The organism is Calothrix sp. PCC 7507 (assembly GCF_000316575.1).
Classification (GTDB): domain Bacteria; phylum Cyanobacteriota; class Cyanobacteriia; order Cyanobacteriales; family Nostocaceae; genus Fortiea.
In genome coordinates this window covers 2,499,994-2,516,070 of record NC_019682.1, presented here as the reverse complement: position 1 = coordinate 2,516,070, position 16,077 = coordinate 2,499,994, and the positions used below count along the sequence as shown (strand labels likewise).

Genomic DNA, 16,077 nt, shown 5'->3' with positions numbered 1-16,077 from the left:
AAAAATTAAGGGTGGGAGGCAAGAAATGGGGTTGGCTGGGTTAAGAATTGTGTTGGTAGAACCAGCTGGCCCGATAAACGTCGGGGCGATCGCCCGCGTGATGAAAAATTTTGGACTAAATCAATTAGTATTAGTCAACCCCCAGTGCGATCCGCTGTCGATGGAAGCCCTAATCATGGCGGTTCATGCCAAAGAAATTCTCGGATCTGCGGTAGTAGTGGCAACATTACCAGAAGCATTGCAGGGGTGTGTCCGCATCATGGCTACTACTGGGGAGGTGCGGAGTGGAAATATACTTTTAGAAAATCCCCGGACAGCATTACCTTGGTTGCTTGCAGAACCAGAGAAACCTGTAGCACTTATTTTTGGCAGAGAAGACCGGGGATTAAGTAATGAAGAATTAAATTATGCTCATCGGTTTGTACATATTCCCACGAGTGACGATTATCTATCCTTAAATCTGGCTACGGCTGTGGGGATCTGCTGTTACGAACTGACACAATGTCTGCAGCCGTCTGAGTCTCAGACTATCACCCAAACAGAACTAGCAGCTTTTGATGTAGTTGAGGCATACTACCAGCAGTTAGAATCTTTATTGCTGAACATAGGTTATCTTTATCCACATACAGCACCTAGTCGGATGGGAAAATTTCGGCAGTTGTATAATCGCGCTCATCTGCAAACTACAGAAGTAGCTATGCTGCGAGGGATTTTACAACAGGTCAAATGGGCACTTAAATCAGGGAACAGGGAACAGGGAACAGGGGAGAAAACCAATTCTTAACTCTTGACTCTTAACAACTGATAACTGATAACTGATAACTGAGGACTGATTAATCCCCCCAAAATTTTTAATATCGCTTAAACTAAACACGAAAATGCTACTTAGTAGCAGAAGTAATTTCAGCATTTAGATGCTTGAGGAGTAAGTTTTGGGTTGGGAGACTACAGGAAAACAATCAAGTGGGTCACAAGGAGTAGCGGTGTCAGATTCGAGTGACAAACTAAACACTTTCTCGCGGCGTCAACCTGTAAACCGCCGCCAGCGTCCACGTAAAGTGCAAAAAGTGCAAGAGAAGAAGGCAACGGTTCCTCACCAACAGCAGCGGCTGTCTGAAGGCGGAACTACGCTTACACGCCAAAAAAATGGTGTCAGTGTGTCGAGGTCAAAATCAGGGCTAGTGATGCCTACATCTGTCAAACCCATCCCCAGACAAAAGGGAAAAGTCCCGCCAATACAGCCTAGTGGTACGAAGATCAAGACTGTGCGGATGGAAAGGTATGGATTGCCAAAAGCCAGCAAGCGATCGCGCAAGACGCGTTTAAAGCCGATAGCCAGAACTTTGTTGTATACTTTGCGATTGTTGATTGTGGGAGTGGGAATCGGTGCGATCGTTGGCACAGCGTTGTCGGTGTTAGACCCCGCCAATCGTGTCACCCCAGCAGTTTCTAAAACATCTAATCCGAATCAGTCCCAAACACAACCCACACCCAATACGCCACCATCTGGCAACTTATACCTATCCCAGGAAATTATCCCCTTAAAAACCGCCGTACAAACTCTCGCGGCAGCTAATCCGCATCTCATGCCTGGTATTTTCTTGGTGGATTTAGATACAGGTAGTTATGTAGATATCAATGGCGCTGCCAGTTTTCCGGCGGCTAGCACAATTAAAATCCCGATTTTGGTGGCTTTTTTCCAAGATGTAGATGCGGGAAAAATCCGTTTAGATGAAATGCTGACCATGCAGCAAGAGGCGATCGCTGGCGGTTCTGGTAACATGCAATTTAAACCAGTAGGTACGCAGTACACTGCGCTGGAAGTTGCGACGAAGATGATTACCATCAGCGACAACACAGCGACAAACATGCTGATTAGCAAATTGGGAGGTATGGAAGCTCTCAACCAGCGTTTTCGCAGTTGGGGTTTAACAACTACAGCTATTCGTAATCAACTCCCGGATTTGCAAGGGACAAACACCACCAGTCCCAGAGAGTTAGCACAATTGATGGCAATAGTCAATCAGGGAACTTTGGTGAACATGCGATCGCGCGATCGTCTACTGGATATCATGCGTCAAACCCAAAGAGATAATCTCCTACCCTCCGGATTAGGTGCAGGCGCTAGCATCGCCCACAAAACAGGTGACATCGGCACAATGCTAGCAGACACAGGTTTAGTTGATATCCCCACCGGTAAGCGCTATATAGCCTCTGTGATGGTGCAACGTCCCAATAACGACCCCCGCGCCGAAAAACTCATTAGTGCAATTTCTCAAGCTACTTACCAACAGTTTAGCCAAAACGCTGTTACTCCCAACAATCCAGCCAGTACTATACCTGCCAATGGTTATCAATCCCCAGTTGTGACTCCTCCTATCTCCAACATTCCAGGAAATACTACGCCGACAAATGGTTATCAGTCTCCTGTTATGGCTCCTCTTCCTAACAATCCGGGAAATACCATGCCACAAAATGGTTATCAATCTCCCGTGATTAATCCTCAATACTATCCCCCAAGATAAGTAGCTAGGCATAAATATTTATCGTTGGGAATAGGCAATAGGCAATAGGCACTAGGGTTTGAGTCTTGTTTACATTTCTCTACATAGTTAGGGTTAATTTTGTACACTTACTTAGAAAATATGAAGGTTGATATAGGACTACTATTTGATTTTTGAAATATACGTAGGGGAGCCACTGCTCGACTAGAGTTTCCCGGCTTAAAGGAGCCAGCCGTGTGGGCGAGTTTCCCGACTTGAGCGGACTGGCGTCAAGTGGCGTTGGGCATTGCCCACCAGATCCGGGTTTTGGTGGGCAATGCCCACCCTACAGATACGGAGATTTTTTCAGAAATCAAATAAGATTGCTATAAATCAGGTAAAGAATAAGGCTTCAAAGATGAACATAATAATAGAATCGATTATTTCATCTTTAAAACTTCATCTTTCATATTTTATGTGACATGGAATCTATCACCCCTTCCATCCAATTTTTTGCTGGAGTTTTTGAGGACTTAAGGAATGTCAGTTTACGCCGCGAAGTCCGCACTGGCAAACGTCTAGTCTTGTTGATCTTCAATCAACTACTAGCTCTAGTAGTTTTTGGTAGTGCGGGCCGAAAAGCCCGCGTGAGCGAGACGCTCACACTACAGTCCCTCATTTCAACCCTGACAGACTACTAGAAGGATTCAATAGCTTTACCAAACCATCTCTTAATTCTTTTTATGCATCGCTATGCTGAAGCTAATGGGATGGAATATGGGGAAAAGTAAATAGTAGATAATACGCTGGGGACTCGGTGAGGTTATCCACAGCAATGGATGTGATGGCGCGATCGTTGGTGGGGAGGGAGCGATCGCTGATTATCCCACAGCAAAACTGGACAGTTGACGCATTTTTGGTGTATGAAAGCCAATGACAATATCCTGTTTAGGTACACCCATTTCTAATAATTCCACAGCGATATCTACTTCAGTAGTATTCTGCTGAATCCAGATTTTTTCATTTTTGATATCCAGGTGCATGATAGGACCATAAACCCGTTTTTGTTGATTCCAACCGACACTGATAATTTGGTAGTGGTCACGTTGTATATCAAATATTGGCTCGACTTCTACATCTCCATAACTAGGTTTATACTGTGCATATTTCTCTAGCAATTGCTGCACTTTCAGGCGATATTCATCTAACTTAACCATTGCAATATTTCCTCTGTTTCAATGTTGTAAACTAGCAGTAGAATTTGGGTTTCTTGTACGACTGTTTGAGTAAAGGGTAAGCTAACGGTTCGACTTCGCTCACCGTTAGCCCTGAGCGGAGTCGAAGGGCTAAAAAAATCGTTATAGGTTACTGAAGGGACTGCCAAATATAAAATTTGTTTAGGGTCTTCTGTCCTCAGGACAATGCGATAGTTGATAAATTGCCCCAAGGCTGTATGAAATTCTGATATTTTTGAGGCGCTGGCGAAACTTTTAATTTCAACTGCTATTTTATCCCCGGCTTTTTATGCAGCAATGAGGCGTTCCGCGCCTAAATCAATTTGTACATCAACCCCACCGCAACGAATACTTAACGGGTCATCTGTAATAGTCCACCCGTCTTTTTCTAGGGAAGATCTCACAATTTTATGAAATAAATCTCGCGCCATAACCCAATTATTATATATTCAACATTAACACTTTTGATATCGCATTCCTGGTAGTTGGGAGACTAAACTCATGAGTTCCAACTGCAGCAAAGCACTGGAAACTGAGCCGGTAGGCATACCTGTTTGTTGGACAATTAAATCAAAAGACAAAATATCAGAGGCGATCGCATCCATTACCTGTTGCAGTTCTGGCGATAAATCTGGCAAAGTCAACTGCTGCGGTGTTGCAGATTCCTCAACAGCATCTAGTTGGGGAATTGCACCCAGCATTTTTAACAGTTCGTCTAGTTCTGTGAGAATATAAGAAGCGCCTTGAGAGAGTAGTTTTAAGCACCCTTGGGATGGATTGTCATCAATTCTTCCCGGTAATGCATAGACATCGCGTCCGAAATCATTGGCATAGGTGGCTGTAATTAAAGCACCCGATTTCAAAGGTGCTTCCATCACCAAGATGGCACGACTCAAGCCAGCAATAATCCGATTGCGACGGGGAAAATGAGTGCGATCTGGTGGCGTTTTGGCGGGATACTCACTCACGACTAATCCAGAAGTTAATATTTGTTTGTATAAATCCCGATTTTTGTGGGGATAGATGACATCTACACCCGTACCTAAAACGGCGATCGTCCTGCCACCAGCTTTCATTGTCGCCAAGTGGCTTTCGGTGTCAATACCTTCCGCCATTCCAGAGACGACTGTAAAGCCATTTTTAGCTAAAGCTGTGCTAATTTGACGTGTCCAACGGATACCATAATCTGAGGGTTTACGCGTGCCAACAATGCCAACTAGGGGTTTGTTTCCCAGGTTTTCTTGCAAATCAACTTCGCCGCGATAGTACAAACTGGGTGGAGGGGAGGGAGTTTCCAGCAGCAAGCGGGGATAATCTGCATCGGCTGGTGTCCAGAAATGAGGATTTTCTGCTTGGTGTTTGGTGAGTATTTGTTGTGGATGTAGACGCGATCGCTGTTGTACCACTTTTTCTAATGTCTGAAAACCGAAACCCTCCACCTTGGCTAATTCTGCCGCAGTAGCATCCCAAGCGATCGCTAGCGTGCCAAAATGCTGTTGCAAGCGTTGCAATAATACTGGCCCAATCCCAGAAATTTGCGCCCAAGCTAGCCAATACGCCCGTTCTTCCACCACTCGTCTATCCTCACACCCACTGGTTTGAGTATGCCCAAATTTGGTTTATATTCTTCTTCAGGTTTGCCAATTAAAAAATATAGGCGATCGCTTCATCAAGAATCGTCTGCACGCCTTAATAGTGCAAAATATGGCAGCAACAACAACAGCGATCGCCATCACCCATCCCTGAGTCGCAAGTGTCCAAATTTCTTGGCATTTGCATAGCCGTATTTGCGGAAGTTTATGCTTTTGACGATTCCTATACCATGTTTGAAAAATTTTATCAGGGATAAAAAGTCAATCTGAGTGGAGCTTTGCGGAATGTTCCTCAGCATGACATAGAAGGAGACTTTTCCAACATCCTCTTAAATCTATAGGACTACTATTTGATTTTTGAAATATACGTAGGGGAGCCACTGCTCGACTAGAGTTTCCCGGCTTAAAGGAGCCAGCCCTGTGGGCGGGTTTCCCGACTTGAGCGGACTGGCGTCAAGTGGCGTTGGGCATTGCCCACCAAAACCCGGATATGGTGGGCAATGCCCACCCTACAGATACGGAGATTTTTTCAGAAATCAAATAAGATTGCTATAGACTCAATGTTTACTTTTCAAATAAGTAAATACAGACTTATCGCCAATATCAGCAGGAATATCTTGTACTGATTTACGCAGGGCAAATACCAAAAATAAAATCGCCCAAATACCTAATAGAATCTGTTCCCCTTGAGTTGGTAAAATCCCTACTAAATGACCCAATAATAGCAATGGTACAGTTACAGTTAATACTTTGGTTTCTAGGCGATTAAAGCAAAAGGCTTCTTTGAAATAAATGCCTGTCAAAGCGGCAAAGGTGAAACCAACTCCCAATAATGTCAGTGGCTGATTATACACAGTGGCCGCAAAGGGTTGACTATCAGCATGAGCGAATACAAAGGCAGCAATACTACCAATTAGCCAGAAAACCTGTAACACTCGATGTAGTGATGCCATATATATATGGATGGTCAATAAACTTACACCAAGAGCCAGACTGAAACAAGTATACAAAGGCGTAATTGCTTGTATGGCATTAGGGCTAGGATTGAGTAAAACTAAAGCACTACCTATGGCAAAGCAGAGGGCAGCTATGATTAATCCAGTGCGATAGATGATCACGCTAGTGCGATCGCTCGGAGTAATGGTAAATTCCCCAAACTGACCTTGATATACTTCTGGTGCAGATACTGTTTGTGTAGTCATATGAATTAAAGATATGTGTGAGTTATTTCTAGTATCTAGTCTAATAACTAATGACTTCTACCGGATCTTGCAAGTTGATCTCTAACCGCAAGTGTGCATTCCCCCCGTTGATAGCAATTTCTACCCAGCCATGACTACCAACTAAGGCGATCGCTTCTCCCATCCCCACATCGCTGTAAGTTTCGCAACCCGATATTTTTAACCCAGCAGCTTGAACGTACCACGTTTTGCCTTGTAGGTAAATTCCTGGAATGTTACTAATTAAGTTGCCAAAGTGATCAACGTATTGAACGCAACCCACAACCCCGGTGGTTGTCACCTGATAATTGTCTATATCCAAACTCACCAAGGTTGCAGGATCAATTTCTCTTCCTAGCTGTGGGAGAGGGACTCCACTGGCCAGATTAGCTCCCACTGGTGCAAAGATATCTCTACCGTGAAAAGTTTTACTTGCTTGAGGAGTTCGCCAATAATTAAGATTTGTAAGTTCCACGGCGCTAATTGCCGGACTTTGACTGAGTACCCCACTGAAAATGCCATTATCTGGCCCCACCAAAAATCCTTGAGCAAATTCTACAGCGATCGCCCTTCTACCACTTCCCACGCCGGGATCTACCACCGCGACATGCACTGTCCCCTCTGGGAAATAGGGGTAAGCATTCATCAAACAAAACCTAGCTGCAACAATGTTTTGTGGTGGTATGCGGTGCGTTAAGTCTATCACCGTTAGCCTAGGGTTGATTTGGAAAACAACTCCTTTCATTACACCTACATACACATCGCGATCGCCAAAATCGCTGAGTAAGGTCAGGACTCTGGGCTGATTTATTTGCTGCTTAAACATGCTTTACTATAAACATACACTAAAACATATTTTTCTGTAGCAACAGCTACTAAATTTGTGTTATGTTAGGATTACAAGACATATAAAGTAAATTAAAGAGGTAATTACTATGAATAGCAATAGACTCCAAGCAGTAACGAAAGCAAAAGAAACTCATAGACAGAGTATTCAAAAAAGCCTAGAACATCGCTTGCAAGTAGCCAGAGCGAAGGGCGACGAAAAGCTGATTCGGCAACTAGAGGCAGAACTCAAGTATTTCAGCTAAATCAAGTGTTCATAGTTCATAGTTTTGTTGTGTGTAAACCCGCTGTAGCGGGTTTTTATTTTTCCGGCGTTGAGCATCTTTAATGGATAATGAAGCGGCGATGGGCTTGTGGATTACCTTGGTGAGTAAATTTTTAGATTTGGCTGTCCATAGAAAATACCTCGTCCACCTGTACCAACGTAAATTCCGCCGAATTTCAAGCGATCGCCTTCCAAATAAGTTACATTACCAAATGCTTGGTTAGCAGTAGAAACTTTCATCCATGTTGCACCAGCCGCATCTCCAGGTAAACTTGTAGCATCGTCAGAACGAAACAATCCCTCTGTTTGGTTGACAACACCATAGACAAAGACAGTGGAATTAGTACGACCAGAAGCTGGTTTCCCAAAAGTCAATTCATCTGCTCGTTGTACATTAGCTAGGCGGGTGAAACTCTGGCCGCCATCACCAGAGCGATAAAGAGAGTTTCCGTAAACACTCAACCAAACATGCCCTCTCATACCAGGAACTGCTTTTACATAATGAAGATGGTCATTGGGTAAATTAGTCACTGTCGGCTTCCAGGTAGCCCCACCATCTACGCTGCGATAAAATGTTCCCCCATAGGTTTTATTTTTGTCATCGTCGTATTTATAAAGGTAAAAAACATTACCATCGACGCGATCTGATGCTACAGCTTGACTGGGAAACCAAAGTTGGGATATTGTGCCATTAGGCGCTCCGGTTACAGATAGCCATGTTTGACCACCATCCAGCGATCTGTGGGGATAAACATTACCTTGGGGTGCCCAAACAATAATTGGATAACCATTAGGCTGCAAAGTTGCTGAGACTGCCACTTTACCATTGACTGCACCAGTCGGTGGCACTGAAAACGGCCTCCAGTTTTGCCCGTTATCGCTAGAATAAGCCCCCCGCACTTGGCTATCTTCCCGCCCTCCTACTCCTGGAGAACTGCCAACCCTGACTACAATAAAGGGATTAGCTTCAGAAAAATCCATCCCTGTAGTATCAGCGAATTTTCCGCGCTCATAAGTCTGGGATGGAATATTCGTTATTGATAGATGACGAAAGCCATCCATGTCTGCAATACCACTCAACAAAGCAGCCCCTCCAACCAATGGAGGACTTTTGACCACAAAAGTAACCAATTCTTCTAGGTTAGACATATAGGTTACCCAGTTAGATGGGCTAACAGTAATGTCATCTGTCCGCATCACACCAAACCCAGTAGTGAGCCAGACTTGCTTTGGATTGTGAGGATTAATCACTAATCTTCCCATCAAGGTGTGAAGATGCCAACTAGGCCACCATCTCTCGGCTTTGACATCCAGACGAACACGATCCCAGTTTTTTCCACCATTGATTGAGCGATACATCCCTGATGAACTCAAAGGATATTCAGCCACCATCACAATATCAGGATTGTTTGGATCAATCGTGACGCTAGTGTAATTCTTATTGGATTCAGGGGTAATTTGTATCCATTGGTTGTTAGCGTATTTCCATACCTCTCCTTGAGGAGTGTCAGAGGATGTGAAGAAGGCGATGTAAAGCGTACCATCTTTAGCAATAGCCGCCTGTTGAGGATTTTGATTTACGCCTGGGTCATCTTTTAGCAGTTGCCAATTTGCACCACCATTTTTGCTACTATATACCCCGCCCCCGATGACACCAACATAGGTTTTAGTAGTTTGCGGATCAAACAGCACAAAAGCGAGTCCACCGTTTGCAGTTCCTGTTGCTGGAAAACTAGTAACTTTTTTCCAAGAAACTGCGCCGTCAGAACTTTGGTATAACCCATCCAAACGCGAACCAAAATAGATCACTTGGCTATTATTAGGATCAACTGCGAGACGTTCTCCTACCCATCGCCAATTCTCATTTCCACCCATCCGTACATGTTCACCCGTGGGTGTTCTCAAACCTGTAGCAATCCATGTAATTCCGCGATCGCTCGACTTAAGAATCTCACCATTGGCTTCTTGAGTGTAGCCTCCAACTGCTGCATAAATCACATCAGGATTTTTTGGGTCGAGTGCAATACTTTCAATACTGTAGTAGTGTTTTTGATCGCGACCAAAACCATCCATCAATGGTATCCACTGAGATGCAGTCGCATCCCAGCGGAAAACCCCGCCTACATCAGTACGGGCATAAATCAAGTCTGGTGCGGCTGGATGAATTACCAACCCTGTCACAAAGCCCATACCATTAATCGCCACATTACCCCAACTGTAGGGCGCAGAGGTTTCATCAGCCACAGATGCAACTGCTGAATTGATAGTATCTACCCTGGGGACAGGAACAGGTATGTACGCACTTTGAGTTAGTGCAAAGCTAGCGATCGCAACTAAAGCCGCACGGCTAAATCGATTTAACCTGAACTTAGTAGACATACTTCACCCAAACGTTAAGTAATAATGTCTCCGCTTTACAAGGTGCTTATGTCAGTTACTAATGCAGAGTGTAGTAATTCCAAAACCAACTACAAATTGGAGTAAAGTCTTACTGTTTGATAGTACTTTTTAACGCAACTGCCAGTTGAGACGAAAAAGTATCTAAATTGTATTTTTCTTTTGCTAACTGTAGGGCACGTTTACCCATTTGCTCCGTTTCCTCTGGATGGTCTAACAAATATGCAATTGCTTTCTCCCATCCTTTGACATCACCTGGTTCAACCCACAAGCCAATTCCTTCTTTGACGACATCGATATTTACTTGGCGATGGTAAGTCATAATCACAGCTTTTCCCATTGCCATCGCATCTAACAAGCTAGTTAACCCATACAAGGGAGTATTATCGACTCGTGATTCCGGAATTTCCAGCGGAATAGCAACAGCATAGGATTTCTCATATTTCATGACCAAATCCTGCCAAGTTAAAGCTGTAGTTGCAGTGGGATGCTTATATTGACATTTTACTTGTTCAGGCAGATTATCTATAGTTGGTGCCGAACTTTTAGAACAATAAATGTGGACACTACAATTGAGATTTCTTACTGCCTCAGCCAACGAATTATAATCACGGCTAATATTACCTGCGCTAATAATTATCGGCGGATTCATTTCGGCAGATTGTCCTTGTTTCTCTTCATCATAAGACGGCAAATCTGGACCCCAATCTAGCAAAGCCAGCTTAGATTTAGGAATACCAAATTCATCATGAAGTTGATTTTCTACCCTGCTACTTAGACACAAAATCTTATCATGTCCCCTAGCAAATAATGGCAGTATAATTTTAGTGAGAAAATTAACATTGAATGGACGCTCAAGTTTTACAACAACGGGCTTTCGCAATATGCCAATAGCTCTCAAAAATGCCAGGAATAATGTTCCAGTCTGACTAGATGAATACACTAAATCATATTTAGATAGCGCTAAAAACGCCCGAAATTGCAAGTCAATATCTCCTAGTTTGAGAAAACGACTTATTTTCTTAAGTGCAGTATATTTTTCATATGGAAGTAAGTCTGTCTCAATTCCATAATTATGAAGATGAGTTGCTCCCCATAGTCCGTGTTCTGGACTTTCTCGCTTTTGGCCTGTCTTCCATCGCTCCCATGCTTGATCTGCTTGAGGGAAATTTGCCAGATATAAGACTTTCATATTGGATAGGTAATTGCTAACAACAGATCATGGACAGAAAATTAACAATGATGAATGGAGTGTTAACTTCATAATCTCCCTAGAATTTTGGTTATTCTCAAAATTCAGTTGCTATGGTGGTCTAGATAACATGATGTTACTAAAAGATATTAAGCAGAAGTTATTCATGAGTAGTTAACAATCGGATGATTGGCGATAAATAATAAAATCTTTAGAGCCTTCATAACTAATTACTTTCGCCGGCACTCCTACAGCAACAGCGTTATCTGGTAAATCTTTAGTAACTACAGCATTTGCTCCAATTGCAACATCATCTCCAATGGCAATAGAACCAATAATTTGGGCTCCTGAACCAATGAAAACGCGATTACCTAGTTTAGGAACACCTCGTTTATCGCCACGACCTGCAACACCAATTGTGACATTATGACTTAAGTTGCAATATTCTCCAATCTTCGCATCACAATGAATAATAATTCCCTGAGCATGGGCAATATAAAGTCCTTTACCAATTTCAGCGCGATTTGCTAATTCAATCCCCATCACTATTTCAATAAATAATCGCCAGAACAAACAAAATGCTTTAAGCATCTGGCGTAATATAGGGATATGTACACTAAGATGTACCCAACGACTAACTCGGTATTGAAAAGTTGCCCATAAACCTCGCTTGGTCAGCAGTAAAAAAATCCAGGAAGTATTTTCATACTCTATGTATCGAGCTATATCTGCTTTCAAATCGTTTAGCATAGTCCAAAAACTATGCTTCTTACTATTACATTGAGTCATATCTGCTTTTAAATCGCTCATCATAACTTTTTTAATGTTGTAATTATTGATATTATTATCTGCGCTTTTACTTGGCATAAAAATATTTAGTAAAATTGTAAAATAACGATATTTAATCAATATTTTATACCTGATGTTTTTGTATTATAACCTCTGATATCAAGGGGCAATAAAAAAAAATCGTGAACTTTATGGTTGCAGAAATATCTGACTACATAATTAATTTAAAAAAGAAATTTGATTATTTTCAATGCTTGCTCTCAATCCCACCTACAATTTATCTTCACTGAACCGTATTGGGTAATTAGTAGGTAGTATGTTTTGAAATGTAAAAATTCCTGAACTTCTTACCACCAAATATTTTGCATAAATGGTTTTCGTCGGTGCGGCTAATGATTAATTTTTGGAACATTTGTAAAATGTCTCATAAAGAATAGATATTCCTTAAAAATAGGGACTGGGGACTGGGAAAAAGAGATTTTCATTGTTCCTTGTGAGTTCCACTCATGGAGTCTCTTGCATAAATATTTTTTAGTCTCACGCAATCGCTTTTAGCGATCCCCGCAGGGTAGGCGCAAAGACGAGCCAGTGCGTTGCGAGGGTTTCTCCCGTTGAAGCAACTGGCGTCGCAAAGAAAGAGCGCGAAAATAACGACTTTTGCAAGAGGTCTAATGACAAATAAAGACCCTATTTTGTCGGAGACACTCTTGTTAGCTTGCTTCTCCGATGTAGTATCTGAGTTTGCTCTATTTACTTGCTAATAGTTTCTCATATTGCATTAGGGCATTTTCGAGCGAAAATTTATTGGCATAGGTTTTTAGCCTGTCTTGGTCTGGAGGTTCAGTTATGGACTCAGCTATGGCCTTTGCCATCCCTTCAACATCTCCAACATGCACAAGTTTTCCATATTCACCATTGGCTAGAATTTCTGCCGGTCCGCTTTCACAATCAGTAGACACAACATGTGTTCCCGCTGCCATTGCCTCTACCAAGACATTACCAAATCCCTCCCACACTGATGAAAGCACCAATAATGTAGCACACGCCATATAAGCATATGGGTTGGGTACAAATCCAGGTAAAATCACATCCTCCGTTAGACCAAGTTCATCAACTAAGGCTTCTAAATTAGCACGTTCGTTACCTTCGCCCAAAATGATCAGCCGCAGTGGATATTGCTGTCGAACTTGAGAGAATGCATGAATTAATGTGGAGAAATCTTTTTGTCTATCCAAGCGTCCAACTCCCAAAATCACGGGTGGTTGATTTGCTAAAAACCAAGAATGATTGAGAGGTTCCTGAATTTTTTCTAATAATTTTTGAGTAACAATTGGATTATAAATAACATAAGTACGGTCTACAGGAGATCCAAAGCGGATCAAATCATCAACTACTCCTTGAGACACACCAACAACGGCATCAGCCCAAGGGTAGAACCAGCGAATCAGATAAGGAATAATACGGCGCTTAAGTTGCTTTGAATTTCGAGCTTCCTGTGAAAGATTATTATGTACAGTAACAATTACCTGTGTAGATACACCCGCTATCTGCTTTCCTAAAATCGCGATAATGTTAGTATCTTCCAATGCCGAAAGCAGAGTAGTTGGCCGTTGTTTTTTTAAGTAATTAACTAATGCAGGTAAGCTGGCAACTAGACGACCGCTGCCTAGCTTAATAACTCTAACATTTGGAGGAATTTGGCTAAGGTAGTCTCCCATTGCTTGAACTAAAATCAAATCTACCTTGAGTCCCCGTTTGGCAAATCCCTCTGCTAAATTCAGCATTACCCGTTCTGCACCACCTCCGCGCAGATCCATTAAAAAAATTGCTAAGTCAGTCATAATTATTTCCTGGTTTATTAAAAATATAATTGAAGTTTTTATTCTAACTAAGTAGCTGATATTATTGAATATTTTTTGAAGTTTTTTAATGGCTTAATAGATAAAGAAACTGCAACAAATAAAGACCAAAAAATAGAGTTATGTTCAATAATTGTATTTTCAGGTTGGTTATACATCACTAAGAAAGTTGCATATAAAATTGGTAGCAGTCCAGAAAATGTGTGATTTAACCTCAGCCAAGTAATAGCTTTTCTATAGGTATTTATAATACTGATAACAAATAATATTAAACCTAGTAATCCCAGGTCAAGTGCTGTATTTATATACCCATTATGTGCATGAGGAGGTTTATATTTGACTGTTTTCCAAACAGTAACTGCACCACCACCATCCTGCCAAAATCCTTGAAATCCATACCCCAACCAGGGGCGTTCAAAGATTTTTTCCAAAGCAGCTTGCCAAAGTTCTGTACGACCACTTAAAGAAGGATCTCGTCCTAATGCTGATAGCAAAACTTCCCAGTTACTCACTACAATTACAGCAAAGCTGCCGATAATCAGGATGATCATAGTGACCAATGGGATCACAACTGTGCCTTTCCATCGGAGAGATCTGTATAGTGGTAAAAGCGTAATCAATGTCAACAATACTACTAGACCCGTCTTAGAGCCTGAGAGAAACAGTAAACTAAGAGCAATTACACTGCCAAAACAGAGCAAATAGCGGTGCTTATGACTATCAAAAGCCGCTAGTGAGCAAGTCATTGTCGCCAAAACCATTAAACGAGCTAGCAGATTTTTTTGCGCGAGTGGACCACGCCAGGAACCTGCATTGGCACCTATTTCAATTGCTGCTCCGGGAAATGCCAATGTGAACAATAGCGAAAAGACTGTAACAAGACATAAGGCCCAAGCAATCAATCGTAGCTGTTCTTTTAAGCTATAACGCGAAGCCATATAAAGACCAAACAAACTTGTCTCAAATGCGTTAATCCCTTTTTTTAAGGATTCATCAGGAAAATCAGACCAAAGAAAGCTGATGAGGACAAGCCCTACTAACGCCCAAATTACTTTGTTTTGCAATGCGGTTTTAATAGAACCTCTCCAGCGAGCTAAAAGCAATAAGGTGGTCAGTCCATATATGATTATCTGGATAAGTGATAGAAGAGCAGAAAATGGATTATCCTCAGGAGTTCCATTAGTAGTTGGGTCTGGGCTGATATATAAACTGTCGCAGGCTATAGTGCGTGTAAAAAATATCAGAACAAAAATTGTGAATCCTCTTTCTAATAGATCAAGTGATGGGTTCATGGTTTAAGGCGATAGTAAATAGCCCTCAAGTAAAGTTCAATTTTTTCTATTAATGGTATTGATTCCAAATATTGTTTAACAATTTTCTGAACCTCTAATTGTTTCCCTTCAGTTTGCCGATATTGGCTGATTCCTACTGCCAAAATGTTATTAGCAAACTGAGATAGGGCAGGAAAGTTTTTTCTCATCCAATAGGCTGTCAGAATATTGATTTTGGCTCTGAGTTGCTGCTTATCTGTTCTCAGGGTAAATGCGTTACTGGTATGAATTCTTTGCAATGCCAATTCTTCAAGGAGGATATAACCTGGCCTTATACCGAAAGCGACATATTTGATGTAATCGTCACTTGTAATCTTAATTTGCTCTGGCATCGGCAGAATTGATTGTAGGCATGATCTTTGGAAGCAAGTCCCAGAGGTGGCTGTTCCATCGAATGGCACTTTTCCTTTCAGCTTACCTTTCTTTATATAAGATGTTAAATCGTACCGACCAGAAATACCTTGGTGATTGTTTTTGATAGTTTCATTTTGATCAAAATCTATGAGTTTGAGAGCATGAAAGCACCAACCTATGTCTGGAAATTTAGCAAAAATATCAACAACATGTTCCACTTTTTCTGGAATAAAGACATCATCAGAGTCTAAAAAACAGATGATATCTCCCTGACTAGCTGCAAAACCTACATTAAATGCTGATGCTTGTCCACTGTTTTCTTTGAGAATTGGTATCAGGCGATCGCCATAACTGGCAATTACCTCTCTAGAGTTATCTGTTGATCCGTCATCCACAACGATAACTTCAATATGGGAATATGTCTGCTCTAAAGCGCTGTCAATTGCTGCTTTGAGGAAATGACCATAATTATAGTTGTTGATCAAAATGCTAACTAGTGGTTTGCTTTTCATTT

The 16,077-nt window shown here is 41.8% G+C and carries 14 protein-coding genes and 2 pseudogenes; 5 read left to right on the top strand and 11 right to left on the bottom strand.

Features of this window, described 5'->3' with window-relative positions:
- Window positions 1–25 precede the first annotated feature (25 nt).
- From CAL7507_RS10850 to CAL7507_RS33655, 3 genes and pseudogenes are all read left to right on the top strand, one after another.
- Window positions 26–784 (top strand): RNA methyltransferase, encoded by a 759-nt coding sequence (locus tag CAL7507_RS10850; protein ID WP_015128520.1) that lies wholly within the window; start codon window positions 26–28, stop codon window positions 782–784.
- 199 nt (window positions 785–983) lie between these two features.
- Window positions 984–2,525 (top strand): serine hydrolase, encoded by a 1,542-nt coding sequence (locus CAL7507_RS10845; protein ID WP_042342055.1) that lies wholly within the window; start codon window positions 984–986, stop codon window positions 2,523–2,525.
- A 440-nt stretch (window positions 2,526–2,965) separates the two neighbouring features.
- Window positions 2,966–3,098: pseudogene (locus tag CAL7507_RS33655) on the top strand (photosystem II reaction center protein Psb28); the annotation flags it as partial.
- 266 nt (window positions 3,099–3,364) lie between these two features.
- Here the strand turns inward: CAL7507_RS33655 and CAL7507_RS10835 are convergent.
- The 3 genes and pseudogenes from CAL7507_RS10835 to dprA all read right to left on the bottom strand — a co-directional run bounded on the left by CAL7507_RS10835 (window position 3,365) and on the right by dprA (window position 5,292).
- On the bottom strand, window positions 3,365–3,700 hold the full coding sequence (locus tag CAL7507_RS10835; protein ID WP_015128517.1) for a XisI protein: 336 nt from the start codon (window positions 3,698–3,700) through the stop codon (window positions 3,365–3,367).
- Window positions 3,688–4,149, bottom strand: a pseudogene (locus tag CAL7507_RS10830) (XisH family protein). Before CAL7507_RS10830 ends, CAL7507_RS10835 begins: the two are co-directional and overlap by 13 nt.
- A gap of 24 nt (window positions 4,150–4,173) precedes the next feature.
- Window positions 4,174–5,292 (bottom strand): DNA-processing protein DprA, encoded by a 1,119-nt coding sequence (gene dprA / locus CAL7507_RS10825; protein WP_015128516.1) that lies wholly within the window; start codon window positions 5,290–5,292, stop codon window positions 4,174–4,176.
- A gap of 40 nt (window positions 5,293–5,332) precedes the next feature.
- On the opposite strand from dprA, the gene CAL7507_RS33385 reads away from it, so the two are divergent.
- On the top strand, window positions 5,333–5,464 hold the full coding sequence (locus CAL7507_RS33385; RefSeq protein WP_255348335.1) for a hypothetical protein: 132 nt from the start codon (window positions 5,333–5,335) through the stop codon (window positions 5,462–5,464).
- A gap of 403 nt (window positions 5,465–5,867) precedes the next feature.
- On the opposite strand, the gene CAL7507_RS10820 is transcribed toward CAL7507_RS33385, so the two are convergent.
- Together CAL7507_RS10820 and CAL7507_RS10815 are read right to left on the bottom strand one after the other, a co-directional pair.
- Window positions 5,868–6,512, bottom strand: coding sequence for a DUF2301 domain-containing membrane protein (locus tag CAL7507_RS10820; RefSeq protein WP_015128515.1), 645 nt, complete (start codon window positions 6,510–6,512; stop codon window positions 5,868–5,870).
- A gap of 40 nt (window positions 6,513–6,552) precedes the next feature.
- The gene (locus CAL7507_RS10815; protein WP_015128514.1) at window positions 6,553–7,356 is read right to left on the bottom strand and encodes an S-adenosyl-l-methionine hydroxide adenosyltransferase family protein; all 804 of its coding nucleotides are present in this window, start codon (window positions 7,354–7,356) and stop codon (window positions 6,553–6,555) included.
- A 109-nt stretch (window positions 7,357–7,465) separates the two neighbouring features.
- Here CAL7507_RS10815 and CAL7507_RS32695 point away from each other — a divergent pair, with 109 nt between their 5' ends.
- Window positions 7,466–7,621, top strand: coding sequence for a hypothetical protein (locus CAL7507_RS32695; protein ID WP_015128513.1), 156 nt, complete (start codon window positions 7,466–7,468; stop codon window positions 7,619–7,621).
- A gap of 113 nt (window positions 7,622–7,734) precedes the next feature.
- Here CAL7507_RS32695 and CAL7507_RS10810 read toward each other — a convergent pair whose 3' ends face one another.
- From CAL7507_RS10810 to CAL7507_RS10785, 6 genes are all read right to left on the bottom strand, one after another.
- Window positions 7,735–10,020, bottom strand: a complete 2,286-nt coding sequence (locus CAL7507_RS10810; RefSeq protein ID WP_015128512.1) for a sialidase family protein — start codon at window positions 10,018–10,020, stop codon at window positions 7,735–7,737.
- A gap of 109 nt (window positions 10,021–10,129) precedes the next feature.
- Window positions 10,130–11,230: a glycosyltransferase family 4 protein gene (locus CAL7507_RS10805; RefSeq protein ID WP_015128511.1), complete on the bottom strand. Its 1,101-nt coding sequence runs from the start codon at window positions 11,228–11,230 to the stop codon at window positions 10,130–10,132.
- Window positions 11,231–11,404: 174 nt separating this feature from the next.
- On the bottom strand, window positions 11,405–12,097 hold the full coding sequence (locus CAL7507_RS10800; protein ID WP_015128510.1) for a serine O-acetyltransferase: 693 nt from the start codon (window positions 12,095–12,097) through the stop codon (window positions 11,405–11,407).
- A gap of 668 nt (window positions 12,098–12,765) precedes the next feature.
- Window positions 12,766–13,860 carry a glycosyltransferase gene (locus CAL7507_RS10795; RefSeq protein WP_015128509.1) on the bottom strand — a complete coding sequence of 365 codons (1,095 nt, stop codon included), beginning with the start codon at window positions 13,858–13,860 and terminating at the stop codon, window positions 12,766–12,768.
- A gap of 47 nt (window positions 13,861–13,907) precedes the next feature.
- Complete coding sequence (locus CAL7507_RS10790; protein WP_015128508.1) at window positions 13,908–15,170, bottom strand: O-antigen ligase; 1,263 nt, start codon at window positions 15,168–15,170, stop codon at window positions 13,908–13,910.
- A complete protein-coding gene (locus tag CAL7507_RS10785) occupies window positions 15,167–16,075 on the bottom strand; it encodes a glycosyltransferase family 2 protein (protein WP_015128507.1) in 909 nt (302 codons plus the stop codon). Before CAL7507_RS10785 ends, CAL7507_RS10790 begins: the two co-directional genes overlap by 4 nt.
- Window positions 16,076–16,077 lie beyond the last annotated feature (2 nt).